At 74.1% G+C, this 16,445-nt stretch carries 16 protein-coding genes; 6 read left to right on the forward strand and 10 right to left on the reverse strand.

Annotated features, from left to right (window positions below; all coding sequences use genetic code 11):
• Nucleotides 1–6: 6 nt before the first annotated feature.
• The 7 genes from AB0C04_RS18105 to AB0C04_RS18135 form a co-directional block, all read right to left on the reverse strand.
• The gene (locus AB0C04_RS18105) at nucleotides 7–1,608 is read right to left on the reverse strand and encodes a carboxyl transferase domain-containing protein (RefSeq protein ID WP_357055570.1); all 1,602 of its coding nucleotides are present in this window, start codon (nucleotides 1,606–1,608) and stop codon (nucleotides 7–9) included.
• On the reverse strand, nucleotides 1,605–2,798 hold the full coding sequence (locus AB0C04_RS18110; protein ID WP_357055573.1) for an acyl-CoA dehydrogenase family protein: 1,194 nt from the start codon (nucleotides 2,796–2,798) through the stop codon (nucleotides 1,605–1,607). The genes AB0C04_RS18105 and AB0C04_RS18110 overlap by 4 nt, the downstream gene beginning before the upstream one ends.
• Nucleotides 2,795–4,507, reverse strand: a complete 1,713-nt coding sequence (locus AB0C04_RS18115) for an acyclic terpene utilization AtuA family protein (protein ID WP_357055576.1) — start codon at nucleotides 4,505–4,507, stop codon at nucleotides 2,795–2,797. Before AB0C04_RS18115 ends, AB0C04_RS18110 begins: the two co-directional genes overlap by 4 nt.
• Nucleotides 4,504–5,292: a TIGR03084 family metal-binding protein gene (locus tag AB0C04_RS18120; RefSeq protein ID WP_357055579.1), complete on the reverse strand. Its 789-nt coding sequence runs from the start codon at nucleotides 5,290–5,292 to the stop codon at nucleotides 4,504–4,506. The genes AB0C04_RS18115 and AB0C04_RS18120 overlap by 4 nt, the downstream gene beginning before the upstream one ends.
• Nucleotides 5,293–5,333: 41 nt before the next feature.
• Nucleotides 5,334–5,939 (reverse strand): TetR/AcrR family transcriptional regulator, encoded by a 606-nt coding sequence (locus AB0C04_RS18125; RefSeq protein ID WP_350873567.1) that lies wholly within the window; start codon nucleotides 5,937–5,939, stop codon nucleotides 5,334–5,336.
• Between the two features lie 325 nt (nucleotides 5,940–6,264).
• The gene (locus AB0C04_RS18130) at nucleotides 6,265–7,008 is read right to left on the reverse strand and encodes a metallophosphoesterase family protein (protein WP_357055583.1); all 744 of its coding nucleotides are present in this window, start codon (nucleotides 7,006–7,008) and stop codon (nucleotides 6,265–6,267) included.
• Between the two features lie 142 nt (nucleotides 7,009–7,150).
• Nucleotides 7,151–7,828 carry a Crp/Fnr family transcriptional regulator gene (locus tag AB0C04_RS18135; RefSeq protein ID WP_007466162.1) on the reverse strand — a complete coding sequence of 226 codons (678 nt, stop codon included), beginning with the start codon at nucleotides 7,826–7,828 and terminating at the stop codon, nucleotides 7,151–7,153.
• Nucleotides 7,829–8,047: 219 nt separating this feature from the next.
• On the opposite strand from AB0C04_RS18135, the gene AB0C04_RS18140 reads away from it, so the two are divergent.
• From AB0C04_RS18140 to AB0C04_RS18165, 6 genes are all read left to right on the forward strand, one after another.
• Nucleotides 8,048–8,710, forward strand: a complete 663-nt coding sequence (locus AB0C04_RS18140; RefSeq protein ID WP_357055586.1) for an adenosylcobinamide amidohydrolase — start codon at nucleotides 8,048–8,050, stop codon at nucleotides 8,708–8,710.
• Nucleotides 8,711–8,767: 57 nt separating this feature from the next.
• Nucleotides 8,768–9,937 carry a CapA family protein gene (locus tag AB0C04_RS18145; protein ID WP_357055589.1) on the forward strand — a complete coding sequence of 390 codons (1,170 nt, stop codon included), beginning with the start codon at nucleotides 8,768–8,770 and terminating at the stop codon, nucleotides 9,935–9,937.
• A 99-nt stretch (nucleotides 9,938–10,036) separates the two neighbouring features.
• Nucleotides 10,037–10,825, forward strand: a complete 789-nt coding sequence (gene nth / locus AB0C04_RS18150) for an endonuclease III (RefSeq protein WP_357055592.1) — start codon at nucleotides 10,037–10,039, stop codon at nucleotides 10,823–10,825.
• The gene (locus AB0C04_RS18155; RefSeq protein WP_357055595.1) at nucleotides 10,822–11,433 is read left to right on the forward strand and encodes a TlpA disulfide reductase family protein; all 612 of its coding nucleotides are present in this window, start codon (nucleotides 10,822–10,824) and stop codon (nucleotides 11,431–11,433) included. The genes nth and AB0C04_RS18155 overlap by 4 nt, the downstream gene beginning before the upstream one ends.
• Complete coding sequence (locus AB0C04_RS18160; RefSeq protein ID WP_357055598.1) at nucleotides 11,430–12,122, forward strand: CoA pyrophosphatase; 693 nt, start codon at nucleotides 11,430–11,432, stop codon at nucleotides 12,120–12,122. Before AB0C04_RS18155 ends, AB0C04_RS18160 begins: the two co-directional genes overlap by 4 nt.
• Before the next feature lie 64 nt (nucleotides 12,123–12,186).
• Nucleotides 12,187–13,365, forward strand: a complete 1,179-nt coding sequence (locus AB0C04_RS18165) for a MarP family serine protease (RefSeq protein ID WP_357055601.1) — start codon at nucleotides 12,187–12,189, stop codon at nucleotides 13,363–13,365.
• Between the two features lie 50 nt (nucleotides 13,366–13,415).
• Here the strand turns inward: AB0C04_RS18165 and AB0C04_RS18170 are convergent, their stop codons facing one another.
• From AB0C04_RS18170 to mycP, 3 genes are all read right to left on the reverse strand, one after another.
• Nucleotides 13,416–14,147 (reverse strand): phosphatase PAP2 family protein, encoded by a 732-nt coding sequence (locus AB0C04_RS18170; protein ID WP_357055604.1) that lies wholly within the window; start codon nucleotides 14,145–14,147, stop codon nucleotides 13,416–13,418.
• Between the two features lie 85 nt (nucleotides 14,148–14,232).
• Nucleotides 14,233–15,024, reverse strand: coding sequence for a phosphatase PAP2 family protein (locus AB0C04_RS18175; RefSeq protein WP_357055607.1), 792 nt, complete (start codon nucleotides 15,022–15,024; stop codon nucleotides 14,233–14,235).
• A 49-nt stretch (nucleotides 15,025–15,073) separates the two neighbouring features.
• Nucleotides 15,074–16,405, reverse strand: coding sequence for a type VII secretion-associated serine protease mycosin (gene mycP / locus AB0C04_RS18180; RefSeq protein WP_357055610.1), 1,332 nt, complete (start codon nucleotides 16,403–16,405; stop codon nucleotides 15,074–15,076).
• Nucleotides 16,406–16,445: the final 40 nt, after the last annotated feature.

Raw genomic sequence — 16,445 nt, forward strand, 5'->3', positions numbered from 1 at the left:
AACCCCCTACATCCGGAAGACGCCGAAGCCGTCGGCGCCCTTCACCGGTCCGTTGTGGATCGCCGACAGGCAGAGGCCGAGGACGGTACGGGTGTCCCGGGGGTCGATCACCCCGTCGTCGTAGAGCCGGCCGGAGAGGAAGAGCGCTCCCGACTGGGACTCGATCTGCTGCTCGACCATCATCCGCATCGCGGCGTCGGACTCCTCGTCGTAGTCCCGGCCCCGGGCGGCGGCGGCCTGCCGGGCCACGATGGAGAGCACCCCGGCCAGCTGCGCCGGCCCCATCACGGCCGACTTCGCGTTCGGCCAGGTGAAGAGGAAGCGCGGCTCGTACGCCCGCCCGCACATGCCGTAGTTGCCGGCGCCGTAGGAGGCGCCCAGGTTGACCGTCAGGTGCGGCACGGTCGAGTTCGACACCGCATTGATCATCAGGGCGCCGTGCTTGATGATGCCGCGCTGCTCGTACTCGGTGCCGACCATGTAGCCGGTGGTGTTCTGCAGGAAGAGCAGCGGGGTGTCGGCGGCGTTGGCGAGCTGGATGAACTGCGTCGCCTTCTGCGCCTCCTCGCTGAAGAGCACGCCGCGGGCGTTGGCCAGCACGCCGACCGGGTAGCCGTGCAGCTCGCCCCAGCCGGTCACCAGGGCGCTGCCGTAGCCGGGTTTGAACTCGTCGAACTCGCTGCCGTCGAGGATCCGGGCCAGCACCTCGCGCGGGTCGAACGGCACCTTCAGGTCGGCGCTGGCGATGCCGAGCAGCTCCTCCGGGTCGTACTTCGGCGGCTGCGGCACCGGATTACGTGGCGACGGGCCCTGCTTGCGCCAGTTCAGCCGCCGTACGCACTGCCGGGCCAGCCGGATGCCGTCCCGCTCGTCGGAGGCGAGGAAGTCGGCGAGCCCGGACGTCGACGCGTGCATCGCGGCCCCGCCGAGCGACTCGTCGTCGGTGACCTCGCCCGTGGCCATCTTCACCAGCGGCGGCCCGGCCAGGTAGACCTGCGACCGGTCCCGAATCATGATCACGTGGTCGGACATGCCCGGCACGTACGCGCCGCCCGCGGTGGCGTTGCCGAAGACCACGCTGACCGTGGGGATCTTCGCCGCGGAGAGCCGGGTCAGGTCGCGGAAGACCCGTCCGCCCGGGATGAAGATCTCCGCCTGGGTGGGCAGGTCGGCGCCGGCCGACTCGACCAGGTTGACCATGGGCAGCCGGTTCGCGAGTGCGATCTCACCGGCCCGCCGGGTCTTCGCCAGCGACCACGGGTTCACCGCGCCGCCGCGTACCGTCGGGTCGTTCGCGACGACAAGGCACTCCACGCCCTCGACCACGCCGATCCCGGTGACCACGCTCGCCCCGACCGGGAAGTCGGTGCCGTACCCGGCGACCGGCGACAGCTCCAGGAACGGGCTGTCCGGGTCGAGCAGCAGCTCGATCCGTTCCCGGGGAAGCAGCTTGCCCCGGGCGTGGTGCCGGTTCACGTACTTCTCGCCGCCCCCGGCCCGGGCCTGGTCCAGTGCCGCGTCCAGCTCCGCCAGCCGGTCCAGCAGGGCCGCCCGGTTCTGCGCGTAGCCCGGCGCGGACACCTCGATCGCGCTGCTCAACGTGGTCACAGCCCGATTCCCTTCGCGATGATCTCGTTCATGATCTCGGTGGTGCCGCCGCCGATGCCGAGGATGCGGGCGTCCCGGTAGTGCCGCTCCACCTCCGCGTCGCGCAGGTAGCCGTAGCCGCCGTGCAACTGGAGCGCCTGGTCGACCACCTCGGCGCAGGCGGCCACCGCGACGTTCTTCGCCATCGCCACCTCGGCGACCACCGGCTCACCGGCGGCCACCCGAGCCGCCACCTCGTGCACGTACGCCCGGGCGGCCTCGGCGCGGGTGTGCATCTCGGCCAGCCGGTGCCGGATCAGCTGCCGGCTGGCCAGCGGACGGCCGAACGTCGAACGGTCCCGGCACCAGCGCACCGCCAGCTCGACGCAGCGTTGCGCGGTCGCGTAGGCCTGCGTGGCCAGGGAGAGCCGCTCGGTGGCGAAGTGCTGCATGATCGCCAGGAAGCCCGTGTCCTCCGCGCCGATCCGGTGCGTCACCGGCACCCGCACGTCCACGAAGGAGAGCTCCGCGGTGTCCGAGCAGTGCCAGCCGAGCTTCTCCAGCCGACGCCCCACGGTGAACCCGGGCGTGCCCTTGTCGACCACCAGCAGGGTGAGTTCGCCGCTGCCGGGAAAGTCGGTGCAGACGGCGGTGGTCACGAAGTCGGCCCGGATTCCGCTGGTGATGTAGGTCTTCGACCCGTTCACCACGTAGTGGTCGCCGTCCCGGCGGGCGGTCGTGCGGATCCCGGCGACGTCCGAGCCGCCGTCCGGTTCGGTGACCGCCAGCGCGCCGATCATCGTGCCGGCGAGCGTCGGGCGGACGTACCGGTCGATCAGGTCGTCATCGGTGCTCCGCTGCCCCCCGAGCCGGCCGCCGAGCGAGCCACCGAGCCGGCCGCCGGCGGCGGCGACCATGTGCGGCAGCGCGATGCCGTGGGTGAAGAGCGCGGCCACCAGACCGGACGAGCCACCTGAGCGGATGATCTCCTCGGTGACGATGATCGAATCGAGCAGGTCGCCGCCGCTGCCGCCGACCGACTCGGGGAAACCGATGCCGAGCAGGCCGAGCTTCGCGGCGGTCGCGTGCAGCTCCCGGGGGACCTCGCCGGCGCGCTCCCAGTCGTCCAGGTGCGGCAGCACCTCGCGGGTGACGAAGGCCCGGGTCAGCTCGCGCAACTGCCGCCGCTCCGGGGTGTCCACGATGGTCATCGCGTCACCTCGTCAGACGTAGGCCGGGCGGGGGCGCCCGGCCCGGGCGTGAGGTCGGCGGGCAGGTCGACGATGCGGGACCGGAGCAGCTCGCCGAGAGCCTTCGCCTGTGGGTCGAACCTCGTCGAGCCGGCCACCCCCGGACCGAGCAGCCCTTTGATCACGAAGTTCACCGCCCGCAGGTTCGCCAGCTCGTACCGGTGCACGGTCAGCGGCGCGGTCTCCGGCAGCAGCTCGGCCAGGCGCGGCACGGTCAGCCAGTTGCGCAGCCAGGCGTACCCGGCGTCGGTGCGGGCCCAGACCCCCAGGTTGGCGTCGCCGCCCTTGTCGCCGGAGCGGGCACCGACCAGCTCGCCGAGCGGCCCGCGCCGGGTCGGCCGGTCGGGCTCCCCGCTCGGCGGCGCCGGTTCGACGCGCTCGTCGGCGACCGGCGCCGTGACGGCCGGCGGGGCGATCTCCACGCGCTCGCCGGAGGGCAGCACCGCGACGTGCGGCACCGCGTCCTGCGGCACGGTGTCGACGGTGAACACCCCGTACGGGGTGGCGTCGCCGGGTGGCGTGGTCAGCGTGCAGCCCGGGTAGGAGGCGAGCGCCAGCTCCACCGCGGCCGCCGAGAACGCCCGCCCGGCCCGCGCCCGGTCACCGTCGCGCAGGTGTACGTGCAGCAGCGCGCTCGCCGTCTCGGTGTCGTACGCGTCGGGATGGTCGGTGCGGGCCAGGGTGAACTCCAGCCCCTCCTTGCCGACCGCCTGTTCGAGCTGCCCCCGGACCAGCGCCGCCTTCGCCGGAATGTCCAGCCCGCAGAGGACGAAGGTCATCGAGTTGCGGAAGCCGCCGAGGTTGGTGAGCCCGACCTTGAGCGTCGCCGGCGGCGGGGTGCCCCGGACGCCCGAGACCCGGACGCGGTCCGGGCCGTCCTGGTGCAGCGTCGCCGTGTCCAGCCGGCTCACCACGTCCGGTCCCAGGTATTCCGGCCCGCCCACCTCGTAGAGCAGCTGCGCGGTGACCGTCTCCACGGTCACCGCGCCGCCGGTGCCGGGATGCTTGGTGATCACCGCGGAGCCGTCGGGGTGCACCTCGGCGATCGGAAAGCCGGGCCGGTGACCGCCGTCGGGCAGCTCGGTGAAGAAGCTGTAGTTGCCGCCGGTCACCTGCGTGCCGCACTCGATCAGGTGGCCGGCGACGGTCGCCCCGGCGAGCGCGTCGAGGTCGTCGCGCTGCCAGCCGTACCGGGCGATCGCCGGGCCGACCACCAGGGAGGCGTCGGTGACCCGGCCGGTGACCACCACGTCCGCCCCGCCGTCCAGGCAGGCGGCGATTCCGAACGCGCCCAGGTAGGCGTTGGCGGTGAGCGCGTCCGGGCGGCCCAACGCGTCCCCCTCGACGTACCCGATCCGGGCGTCGAGGCCGAGCCGGTCGGCGAGCGTGCCGATCGCGGCGGCCAGCCCGGCCGGGTTCAACCCGCCGGCATTGGTCACGATCCGTACGCCGCGGTCCAGCGCGGTGCCGAGAGTCTCCTCGAGTTGGCGGAGGAAGGTCTTCGCGTAGCCGAGGCCGGGGTCGCGCAGCCGGTCCCGGCCGAGGATCAGCATCGTCAGCTCGGCCAGGTAGTCGCCGGTCAGCACGTCCAGCTCGCCGCTGTCGAGCATCTCCCGCCAGGCGGTGAAGCGGTCGCCGTAGAAGCCGGAGGCGTTGCCGACGCGGATCACGCCGGCACCCCGCTCGCCGGCCGGCCGGCGCCGGGCGGGCCGGCGAAGGCCTGCGCGACGTCCAGCCACTCGTCGGCCACCCGGCCCGCGGCGCTCAGCGCCAGGTCGGCGCGGTGCCGGCGCTGGGTGACCAGCAGGCAGAAGTCCCGCGCCGGGCCGGTCACCCGGTCCGCGGCGTCGGCCGGGCCCCAGCTCCAGGTGTCGCCGTCGGGCCCGGACAGCTCGACCCGCACCGGCGCCGCCGGCACGGCCCGGCCGTGGGCGGCGAAACCGTGCCCGAGGGTACGCACGCCGAGGTGCGCGACGTGCCGGAGCCGGTTGGTGGCCCTCCGGTGTACGCCGAGCGCGTCGGCCACGTCCTCGCCGTGCGCCCAGGTCTCCATGATCCGGGCGGTGGCCATCGAGGTGGCCGACATCCGGGTCCCGTACCAGGGCAGTTTTTCGCCGGGCGGTACGGCGGCCAGGGCGGCGGTGAGCGCCGCCCGGCCGGCGCGCCAGCGGGCGAGCAGCTCGTCCGGCGGAGCGAGGAACTCCTCCGCGCCCCGGTCGACCAGCCGGGTCGGGTCCGGGGTCGAGCTGACCGAGGCGAAGAAGGCGTCGGCGTCGGTGGCGGCGAGCAGCGCCACGTGGTCGGTCCAGGCGAGGTGGGCGATCTGATGTCCGATGGTCCAACCCGCCGCCGGGGTGGGGCGGGCCCATTCGGCCGGCGGCAGCGGATGCACCAGTGAGTCCAGCTCGGCGGACTCGTCGGCCAGGTCCGCGAGCAGATCCGTCAGGTCGACCATGGTGCCTCCGGTCTCGGCGTGCCCCACCTGCGCGGGGCCGGTCAGGGCGTGAGGAGGGTGGAGAGCTGGCGCTTCCAGGTGGTGAGCAGGGCGCTGCGGCGGGACGAGTCGTCGGTGAGCAGGTTGGCCACGCCCAGCCCGCGGAGCAGGTCCAGGGTGGCCTGCACCGCCTCCCGGACGCCGGGCCGCCGCTCGTCGACGCCGAGCAGCGAGACGGTGAGCCGGTGCATCTCCCGGCCGACGCGCGCCTCCAGCGGCACCAGGGCGGCGCGCAGCTCCGGGTCGGTGCGGGCGGCGACCCAGAGCTCGATCGCGGCGACGAAGAGCGGCCCGGTGAAGGCCGCGCCGAGCAGGTCGACGACCCGGTCGAGGCGCTGCGGACCGGCCGGCAGGGCCTCCGCCTCGGTGCGCAGCTCGGCCGCCCGGCGCTCGGCGAGGTGGTCGACGGCGGCGGTGACCAGCGCGGCCTTCGTCGGGTAATGGTGCAGCTGGGCGCCGCGCGAGACGCCGGCCCGGGCGGCGACCAGCGTGGTCGTGGTGCCGGACCAGCCGTGCTCGATCAGGCAGTCGACGGTCGCCTCCAGCAGCCGGGCCTGAGTGGCCCGACTGCGCTCCTGTTGGGGGACGCGGATCGATGCGGCGGACACGGGGACAGCGTGCCGCCCTCGAAACAAACAGTCAAGCCTGACTTTTTCTGGGCCGGCTCGGCCATCCACCAGGTCGGGTGCCGACGTCACTCGCGGACGCTGTCGAACTGCTCCAAATATGGGCCGGCCTGGCGGGCCCGCACCCTGCTCACGCTGTTCATATCTGGAGCAGTTCGACAGCGTGCGAGGCAGCCGGGCCGGGTGGGCGGGGGCGGGCCGCGACCACGGCGAACGGACGGCAGGTCGCTCAGCGGCGTTGCGGACCGCGACCCTGCGGACCGCGACCCTGCGGACCGGGCCGCCAGAAAGCGACGGCCGGGGGCGGTCAGCGGCCGTCGCGGGGGGCGAAGACGGCCAGCGCGTCGGCGTCGCTGTGCCGGGAGCGCAGGTACTCGTCGGCGAAGCCGGCAGCGTCCGGGAAGGTCGACTCGGCGGCCACCCGGGCGCAGGCGGCGTCCACGTCGAAGTCGGTGCGGCGCAGCTGCACGCCCGGCCCGAGCAGCGCCCAGTAGGCGCCCGGACCGCCGTACGGCATGCCGATGCTGCCCGGATTGACCACCAGCCGCCGGTCGACCAGCCGGGTGAACGGCATGTGGGTGTGCCCGCAGACCACCGTGCGCACCTCGGCCGGCAGGTCGGCGAAGACCTCCGTCCACCGGGCCATCCGGGTGTCGACCAGCACGACCTCCTCGTCGTCACGGGGGGTGGCATGGCAGAAGAGCACCGGCCCGAGGCCGTCGATCTCCAGGGTGACCGTCAGCGGCAGCGCGGCGAGCCGCTCGAGCTGGTCGTCGCGGAGCTGGCCGGCCGCCCAGTTCGACACCTCGATGGGGGACGGGCGCCCGGCGCGCGCCTCGACCAGCTCCCGGTCGGCGTTGCCGCGTACCCAGCAGACCCGGTCGCCCAGGTCGGCGAGCAGGTCGAGCACCTGCACCGGCTGCGGGCCGGCCGCGATGTCGCCGGTGAGCACGATCAGATCGGCGGCGGCCACGTCCGGCTCGGCCAGCACCGCCTCCAGGGCGGGCAGCACACCGTGGATGTCCGAGAGAACGGCGACCCGGTTCAGCATCGCTCCACCCTCCCGCCGGCCCGCCGGTGAGTCCAGCACTTCTGCCAGCAGCAGACGGCGGCCCGGACACGGATCGGCCCGGACCGCCAGCGGCGGCCCGGGCCGGGGATGCTCCGTGTCGGGACAGGCCCGACGGGGCGACTCAGACCCGCGCGCGGCGGGCCAGGCGCTCCGGGTCGAGAATGATGATGCTCTTGCCGTCGAGCCGCAGCCAGCCACGCGAGGCGAAGTCGGCCAGCGCCTTGTTGACGGTCTCCCGGGAGGCGCCGACGAGCTGGGCGATCTCCTCCTGGGTCAGGTCGTGCGTCACCCGCAGCACGCCGCCGTCCCGGGTGCCGAACCGGCCAGCCATCTGGAGCAGGTTCTTCGCCACCCGGCCGGGCACGTCGGTGAAGATCAGGTCGGCCAGCGAGTCGTTCGTCCGGCGCAGCCGGCGGGCCAGCACCCGGAGCAGCTGCTCGGCGATCTCCGGCCGGTTGTTCAGCCACGGTCGCAGCGCCTGCTTGCGCAGCCGGACCAGGCGGGTGTCGGTCACCGCGGTGGCGGTCGCCGTCCGCGGGCCGGGGTCGAAGAGCGACAGCTCGCCGACCATGTCCGACGGCCCCATCACCGCGATCAGGTTCTGCCGGCCGTCCGCCGCCCGGCGACCGACCTTGATCTTGCCGGACAGCAGGATATAGAGACTGTCGCCGGGCTCGCCCTCGTTGAAGACGATCTCGCCCTTGCGGACCTCGATCGTCTCCATCTCCTTGGCGAGCGCCTCGGCAGCCTCCGGGTCGACACCCTGGAAGATCCCGCTGCGGGCCAGTACCTCGTCCATCGCGCACCTCCGGTTGCGCGCTGCCGTCCCTCGGCCGGGTCCGCCGTCCGCTGGTCCCTCGCGCGCCGCCAAGTCTAGGCGCACGTGAGCTGGAATCAGAGCTGCACCCCTGGAAACTTGATCGTTGGGCGTAACCCACGCGTTCCGATCCGCTACTAAGATCACCGGCCCGCCGGCCCGTGCCGCCTTCGCAGGTCGGGGGGCCGTAGGGTCAGCGGCGTGCTGACGGAGCCGCTGCTGACCACCCGCCGGGAGGGCGGGCTCGACGTCCCGATGCTGGTGTGGCGCTCCGCGACGCCGCTGCGCGCGGTCAGCTCCGCGCCGCTCGGCGGCGGGATCGGCGTACGCCAGTGGGTGCTGAACGCGACCGTGCCGATGTCGTACGACAGGGACGACCCCGCGGAGCACCTGGCCGGACTGGCCCGCGGCCTCGGCCTCGGCGGGCCCGGGGTGGGCCTGCTGACCGGGGTCGACGTGGCGGAGGTGGTGGCCCGCACCGACACCGGCGTGCGGGCCTGGGCGACGGTCGGCCTCGGCACCCTGATCCCGGCCGCCGCGCCCGAGCCGGCCGCGCCCGGCCAGCGGGTCGGCACGGTCAACATCGTGGTGCACGTGCCGGCACGGCTCGGCGACGCCGCCCTGGTCAACGCGGTGGCCACCGCCACCGAGGCGAAGGCGCAGGCGATCATGGAACTGGGGCTGGCGGCCACCGGCACCCCGACGGACGCGGTCACCGTGCTCTGCCCCGCCGACGGTCCGGAGTTCGCCTACGGCGGGCCGCGGTCGACCTGGGGCGCACCGCTGGCCCGGGCGGTGCACGCCGCCGTCCTCGCCGGCGGCGCCGACGCCGTGGTGCCCTGGTCGGAGCGGTTCACCGGCTGAATTTCCAGCCGATCGGCCCTCGTCGCGGCGTTTCCGTCCCGGTAGGGTCGCTCAACGATGTACGCTCCCGCCTCCGCCGCGTCGCGCCCGCGTCGCCGAGCCGCCCTCGCGCTCGGCGCGCTGCTCGCCGTGCTGCTGGCCGGCTGCGCCGAAACCGGCGAGGCCCCGGTCTGGCAGCCGGGGGCCGGTGGCGGCGGCACCGGCGCGCCGATCGGCACGGCCGCCCCGTCGGCGAGCGGCAGCCCCGACGCGGGCGGCGAGGCGATCTCGCTCTCCGCGACCGGCGACATCATCATGGGCAACGCGCCGAACCGGCTGCCCGGCAACGGCGGCAAGGGCTTCTTCGACTCGGTCGAGCAGGCGCTCAAGGCCGACCTGGTGATGGGCAACCTGGAGGAGCCGCTGACGGTGGACACCGGCACCGGCAAGTGCGGGGCCAACTCCACCCGCTGCTTCCAGTTCCGGGCCCCGCCCGACTACGCCGCGCACCTGCGCGACGCCGGCTTCGACCTGCTCAACCAGGCCAACAACCACGGCTACGACTACGGCCCGAAGGGCTACCAGAACACCCAGAAGGCCCTGGAGAAGTACGACCTGGCGCACACCGGCGCTCCGGACCAGATCACCGTCGTCGAGGTGCAGGGCGTCAAGGTCGCGGTCGCCGGCTTCTCCTCGTACGTCTGGTCCAACAGCCTGGTCGACATCGCCGCGGCCAAGCAGGTGATCGCCAAGGCGGCGACCATGGCCGATCTGGTCGTGGTGCAGGTGCACATGGGCGGCGAGGGGTCCGACAAGACCCGGGTCCGGCCGGGCACCGAGATGTTCCTCGGCGAGAACCGGGGCGACCCGGTCAAGTTCTCGAAGGCGATGATCGACGCCGGGGCCGACCTGATCGTCGGGCACGGCCCGCACGTGCTGCGCGGGATGGAGTTCTACAAGGGCCGGCTCATCGCCTACAGCCTCGGGAACTTCGCCGGCGGGGGCAATTCGCTCAGCAACGCCGGCCGGCTGGGCTGGGGCGGGGTGCTCAAGGTGTCGCTACGGCCGGACGGCAGCTGGGCCGGGGGTTCCTTCACCTCGACCTACATGAACGGCGCCGGCAAGCCGACGATGGATCAGGGCGACCGCGGTCTGGGGCTCGTCAAGCAGCTCAGCCGCACCGACTTCCCGAAGACCGCGGCCCGGTTCGACGACGCCGGCAGGATCAGCCCGCCCGCCGCCGGCTGATCCGGCGCTCCGCCGGCTCCGCGAGAGACCCGACGTGCGCGCAGCGGTGCAGGCGTGGGCCGCCCAAGGGAGTCGGTCGGGCGACGTAGGCTGGCCGGCGTGACCAGTAGCTCTCCCGGCGCCACCGAGACAGACCTCGGACGCAAGCGCCGTGCCCGGCGGATCGGCCGGGCGCTGGCCGAGACCCACCCGGACGCGCACTGTGAGCTGGACCACTCCAACGCCCTGGAGTTGGCCGTGGCGACGATCCTCTCCGCCCAGTGCACCGACAAGAAGGTCAACGAGGTCACCCCGAAGCTCTTCGTCCGCTATCCGGGCGCCGCCGACTACGCTGGCGCCGACCGGGGCGAGATGGAGGAGCTGATCCGGCCGACCGGCTTCTACCGGAACAAGACCGACTCGCTGATCAAGCTGGGGCGGGCGCTCGTCGAGCGCTACGACGGGCGGGTGCCCGGCAAGCTGGTCGACCTGGTGACGCTGCCCGGGATCGGCCGCAAGACGGCCAACGTGATCCTCGGCAACGCCTTCGACGTCCCCGGCATCACCGTCGACACCCACTTCCAGCGGCTGATGCACCGCTGGCGGCTGACCACCGAGACTGATCCGGTCAAGATCGAGCACGCGGTCGGGGCGCTCTACGAGAAGCGCGACTGGACGATGCTCTCGCACCGGGTGATCTTCCACGGCCGGCGGGTCTGCCACGCCCGCAAGCCGGCCTGCGGCGCCTGCACGCTGGCCAAGCTCTGCCCGTCGTACGGCACCGGGCCGACCGACCCGACCGTCGCGGTCAAGCTGCTCAAGGGGCCCCGCGCCCGCGACCTGGCGGTGGCCGCCGGGATCGACCCGGAGCTGGTGCCGGCCCAGGCGGTCGCCGCGGAGGTGCCGTGAACCGCAGGGCCGCCACGCTGCTCCTGCCGCTGCTGCTGGCGGTCGCCGGCTGCACCGCCACCCCGCCGGAGGCGGCGGCACCGGGGCGCCCAGCGCCCAGCCGGCCGTCGCCGTTCGCCGACTGCGCCACGCTGACCACCGCGCCGACAACCGCCTCAACGACCACCCCGACGTCCGCCCCGGGTGACCCGCTGCCGGCCCTGAGCCTCTCCTGCTTCACCGGCGGCGCGCCGGTGGCCCTGCGCGAGATCCCCGGCCCGGCGGTGGTCAACATCTGGGCCTCCTGGTGCGGCCCCTGCCGCAAGGAGTTGCCCGCCTTCCAGCGGCTCAGCCAGTCGACCGCCGGCCAGCTCCAGGTGATCGGGGTGAACAGCCGGGACAGCCGCGCCGCGGCCCAGTCCATCGGCGAGGACTTCGGCGTCCGCTTCCCGATGCTGGTCGACCAGGGCGAGGCGCTGCAACGGGCGCTGAACCGCAACGCCTTCCCGCTCACCCTCTTCATCGACGGGCAGGGGCGGATCCGGCACACCGACACCTCCGGCGCGCTGGACGACGCTCGCCTCGCCGCGCTGGTGCGCGAGCATCTCGGGGTGGCGGTGCCGGCGTGACCCGGAGACCGCCGGAGTGGATCGAGCCGTTGCTGGCTCGGCTCGGCACCGCCCGCACCGAGGACTTCACCCGGCTGGCCACCCCGGCGAGCGGTGGCCGGGAGAGCGCCGTGCTGGTGCTGCTCGGCGAGCAGCCCGACACCGGCCCGGACGTGCTGGTCCTGCAGCGGGCGGCGACCCTGCGCAACCACGCCGGCCAGCCGGCCTTCCCGGGCGGGGCGGCCGACCCGGAGGACGCCGACGCCCGGGCGACCGCGCTGCGCGAGGCGAACGAGGAGGTCGACCTCGACCCGCGCAGCGTGACCGTTCTGGCCGAGCTGCCGAAGCTCTGGATTCCGGTGAGCGACTTCGTGGTGACCCCGGTGCTCGCCTGGTGGCACGCGCCGCACCCGGTGCACCCCCGGGAGCCGGCCGAGGTGGCGCACGTGGCGCGGCTGCCGATCGCGGAGCTGGTCGACCCGGAGAACCGGATGCGGGTGCGCCACCCCAGCGGCTGGATCGGGCCGGCGTTCTCCGCGCGCGGGATGGTGGTCTGGGGGTTCACCGCCGGAGTGCTGGCCACGCTGCTAGAGATGGGCGGCTGGGCCCGCCCGTGGTCGCCCGACCGGGTGGTGGAGCTGCCGCCCACCGGCGCGTCGCCGGCCCCCTCCGCCGGGACCGACGAGGTGGACGAGGCAACCGTACGCTGACCGCGCGGTCACCCTTACGCAAGCGATGGTCATCCGGCGAGCCCGCTGCCCGTACGCTTGACCCGTGTCCGCCGTGGATCTCGTCCTGCTGCTGCTCATGCTCGTGTTCGCGATCAGCGGATACCGTCAGGGCTTCGTCATCGGAATCCTGTCGTTCACCGGGTTCTTCCTGGGGGCCCTGATCGGCCTCCAGATCGGGCCGTTGCTCGCCCGACAGTTCGTGGACAGCGGCACCCGGGTGCTGATCTCGTTGGTGGCGGTCTTCGGGCTCGCGGTCGCCGGTCAGGCGCTCGCCGGCTGGCTCGGCTCCAGCCTGCGGGCCGCGATCACCGGCTCGGGCCTGCGCAAGGTCGACGACGTCGGCGGGGCGTTCGTCTCGCTCTTCGCCGTGCTCCTGGTGGCCTGGCTGGTCGCGGTGCCGCTCGGCTCGTCCTCGCTGCCCTGGCTGGCCGCGTCGGTCCGGAACAGCGCGCTGCTCACCGTGGTCGACCGGGTCCTGCCCGACCAGGCCCAGCAGCTCTCCACCGCGCTGCGGGACACCGTCGACACCAACGGCTTCCCGGACGTGTTCGGCGATCTCGCGCCCACCCGGGCCCGGCAGGTCTCACCGCCCGATCCGGCGCTCGCCGGCTCCCAGGTGGTGGTCAACGGCCAGCGCTCGGTGGTCAAGGTGCTCGGCTCCGCCCCCAGTTGCTCGCGCCGGATCGAGGGCTCCGGCTTCGTGTACGCCGACGACCGGGTGATGACCAACGCCCACGTGGTCGCCGGCACCCGTACCGTGGCGGTGGAGCTGGGCGGTGACCGCTACGACGGCGATGTGGTCGTCTACGACCCCGACCGGGACCTGGCCGTGCTGCACGTGCCGGGGCTGCCCGGGCCGTCGATGCGGTTCGCCGCGGGCAACGCGGGCAGCGGCGCGGACGCGATCGTGCTCGGCTTTCCGCTCGACGGGCCGTACGACGCCCAGTCCGCCCGGGTCCGCGACGTGGACCGGATCACCGGGCCGGACATCTACTCCTCGGGCGACGTGACCCGGGAGATCTACACGATCCGGGCGCTGGTCCGCAGCGGCAACTCCGGCGGCCCGCTGGTCTCGTCCAACGGATTGGTGCTGGGCGTGATCTTCGCGGCGGCAGCGGACGACCCGAACACCGGTTTCGCGGTCACCGCCGCGGAGGCGCGTCCGGTGGCCCTGGCCGGTGCCGAGCGCACCCGCGGCGTCGGCACCGGCGAGTGCACCTGACCCCCGCGCGGCCGGAGCCCGCCGCCTGACGGAACAGCCGGCGGGGGCGGTCACGACACGCGCGGCTTCGGGCGGGGTGTCACGCCGTCGCCCCCGGCGCGGGTGACGCTCGGCAGCGCCGCCCGCCCCCAGCGAACGCCACGGTCCAGAATCGACCGGGCCATGATGGCCACGCAGGCGCCGCCGTTGAGGAAGGACGCGACCACGTCGCTCGGGTGGTGCATGCCCCGGTACATCCGGGTCAGCGCGACACCGACCGGCACCAGCACGAGTAGCGTCCACCAGCTGACCTTGGCCGCGGTGCTGCGAGACCGCAGCGCGAGCAGCACCGCGATGCCCACGTAGAGCGCCACCGAAGCGGACGTGTGCCCGGACGGGAAGCTGGACGTGGGCGGGGAGACGTCCATGTGCTCGACGGCCGGCCGCTGCCGGTCGATGACCATCGTGGTCAGCAGGAACACCAGCGCCTGGGCGCTGACCGCGGCGCAGAGGAAGAGCGGCTCCCGCCAGCGGCGCAGCCACAGCCGCAGCGCCAGCGCGACCAGCGCGGTGACCAGCACGATCAGCTGGGTGCTGGCGAGCGTGCTGAAGACCAGCGAGACGTCGTTCCAACCGGCGGTGCGATCGCCGGCGAGTTCCCGGTTGACCGCGTCCTCGACGGTGAACGGCCAGGACCGGGCGAGGACCCGGGTGACCAGCCCACCCAGCAGCAGCATGACGGCGAGCAGGAGAGCCACCGGCAGCACCACGCGGCGGGCGATCTGGAGCACGGTGTCGGGCATGGCCCGGCCAGTACCCGTCGGGTCCGCCCGCTACGCCTTGCCGGCCGAGCGGTGTGCGACGCCCGCGCGGCCACCCCGCCGCCGGTCAGTCCTGCTCGGACCGCGACCCGGTCTCCGGCGCGACGCCCTCCCGGGCGACGCGGACCGGGCGTAGCCCCACCCGGTGCCGCCAGGTGGTGAAGGCGGCGGTGGTGGCGGCAACCACGGCCGTGCCGAGCAGCCAGCCGCCGACGATGTCGCTGGTGAAGTGCACCCCCAGGGCCACCCGGCTGACGCCGGTCAGCACGGCGAGCAGCAGCGCGGCGGCCCAGAGCGCCCACCGCCCCGCCCGACCCCGCGCGTGCGGGAGGAAGACGACCAGCAGCACCCCGGCGGCCAGGGTCGCGTTGAGCGCGTGCCCGGACGGGAACGAGAAGCCCGCGGCCCGGGCCACCGGGTCCAGCAGGTCCGGCCGTTCCCGCCCGACGAGCAGCTTGAGCAGCGGACCGAGCAGCCCGCCGGCCAGCATGGTGACCGCCACCCAGAGCGCCAGCCGGCGGGCGCCCCGGCTGACCAGCCAGATCACCACCACCAGCGCGGCTACGCGCAGTGGCATCGGCGCGAACACGTCGGTCCACACGCTCATCAGCCGGACCCAACCCGGGTGGGTCAGCGCATAGCCGTGCAGCGCGTCGGTCACCGTCGTGTCCAGCCGGTGCAGGGGCGCCCAGCTGCCGAGCACCAGCAGGGCGAGCAGCGCGAACGGCACGAGCACCAGGAAGGCGCCCACCGCGGCCAGGGTCAGTCGCAGGCCGAGCGAGTGCTCCGGGTCGAGCCGGCGACGTCGCCAGGACGATGGGGTGGCGGAATCCAGGGTGGGCGGGCCGGGCGTACTCATGGCGTCAGTTCTACCCAGCGCGGCGGGCGGCGAGACGCGGGCCCGGCCGTCAGCGACCGTGCTGCCGGAACCGGCGGACCATCAGCGCCGCGCCGGTGACCAGCGCGACGAAGAGGGCCGCCCCGGTCCAGAGCCGTTCCGGCGCCGGGTCCTCCTGGCTGCCGCCCGCCCGAGGGCTCCACCGGGTGTGCTGCCGGGGCGCGGTCAGGCTGAGCGGGTCGCTGCCGGCGCCGGCCACCGGCTCCTCCGGCCCGACGCCCGGCGCCGGCCCGAAGCCGACCACGCCCGGGGAGTCGTTGTCGTCGAGCGGGTTGCCGGTCACCGATGGCACGTCGGTGGTCAACGCGGCCACCGGATCCACCAGGCCGAAGCCGAAGCGGTCGTCCCGGCCGGTCGGGCCGATGTCCCGCGCGGTGGTGAGCAACCGGTTGACCACCTCGCCGGCCGACATCTGCGGGTAGCGGGAGCGGACCAGCGCCGCGGTGGCCGACACCAGCGGTGCCGCGAAGCTGGTGCCCTGCACCCGCCAGTACCCGTCGGGTGGGCGGGCGCCCACCAGGCCGGTGGCCGGCGCGCTGAGCACGGTGGCCCGCCCGGTGATCGACCCGGACCAGAGGTTGTCGCTGCTGCGTTCGAGGCCGGCGACCGCGATAACGCCCGGCTCCCGGGCCGGGTACCAGACCCGGGTGCTGGTCGAGGTGGCCAGGTTGCCGGTGCAGGCGATCACCACCACGTCCCGGGCGAACGCGTAGTCGAGCGCGGCGGCCAGGGCCGGGCTGTCGCCGCTGCCGCCGAGCGACAGGTTGATCACCCGAGCGCCGTGGTCGACGGCCCAGCGCACCCCGCTCGCCACGATCATCGCGTCGTCGTAGCGATTCTCGGCGTCCAGCACGCGTACCGGCAGGATCTTCGCGTCGGGCGCGAGACCGGCCACCCCCCGCTTGTCGTCGTTGCGGCCGGCGATCAGGCCGGCCACCGTGGTGCCGTGGCCCACCGGGTCGGGTGGGCCGCCGGTGGGACCGACCAGATCCGTCCCGGGCAGCACCTGCCCGGCCAGGTCGGGATGGCTACCGTCCACTCCGGAGTCGATGACGGCGACGGTGACCCCGCGCCCGGTCGAGCTGCGCCAGGCCGTCTCGGCCTGCAACTCGTCGAGCTGCCACTGCTCGTCGCGGACCTGGTCCGGTCGGCTCGGCTCGGCGGGCGCGAACACCACCGGCGGGCCGGCGACGCGGTGCGGGGCGGCCGTCGCGGCGCCGGCGGGCAGCACGGGGCCGGCGACCACGACGACGGTCGCCGCGACGCCGAGCAGTGCCCGGCCGGCGGTCCGTCGCGCCGCTGCCGGACAGCTGTGCGGAACCCCAGTCACATCCTCAGCCATTCATCGGGACAGAACCACGACGATCGGAGATTACCGGTTC

The sequence above is a fragment of the Micromonospora sp. NPDC048909 genome (genome assembly GCF_040649635.1).
GTDB lineage: Bacteria > Actinomycetota > Actinomycetes > Mycobacteriales > Micromonosporaceae > Micromonospora.

Coding starts and splice junctions, on each gene's coding strand:
- AB0C04_RS18130 (WP_357055583.1), bottom strand. CDS start 7,008: ATGCTGAACCGGGTCGCCGTTCTCTCGGACATCCACGGTGTGCTGCCC.
- AB0C04_RS18175 (WP_357055607.1), bottom strand. CDS start 15,024: ATGAGTACGCCCGGCCCGCCCACCCTGGATTCCGCCACCCCATCGTCC.
- AB0C04_RS18145 (WP_357055589.1), top strand. CDS start 8,768: ATGTACGCTCCCGCCTCCGCCGCGTCGCGCCCGCGTCGCCGAGCCGCC.
- AB0C04_RS18170 (WP_357055604.1), bottom strand. CDS start 14,147: ATGCCCGACACCGTGCTCCAGATCGCCCGCCGCGTGGTGCTGCCGGTG.
- AB0C04_RS18120 (WP_357055579.1), bottom strand. CDS start 5,292: ATGGTCGACCTGACGGATCTGCTCGCGGACCTGGCCGACGAGTCCGCC.
- AB0C04_RS18110 (WP_357055573.1), bottom strand. CDS start 2,798: ATGACCATCGTGGACACCCCGGAGCGGCGGCAGTTGCGCGAGCTGACC.
- AB0C04_RS18135 (WP_007466162.1), bottom strand. CDS start 7,828: ATGGACGAGGTACTGGCCCGCAGCGGGATCTTCCAGGGTGTCGACCCG.
- mycP (WP_357055610.1), bottom strand. CDS start 16,405: ATGGCTGAGGATGTGACTGGGGTTCCGCACAGCTGTCCGGCAGCGGCG.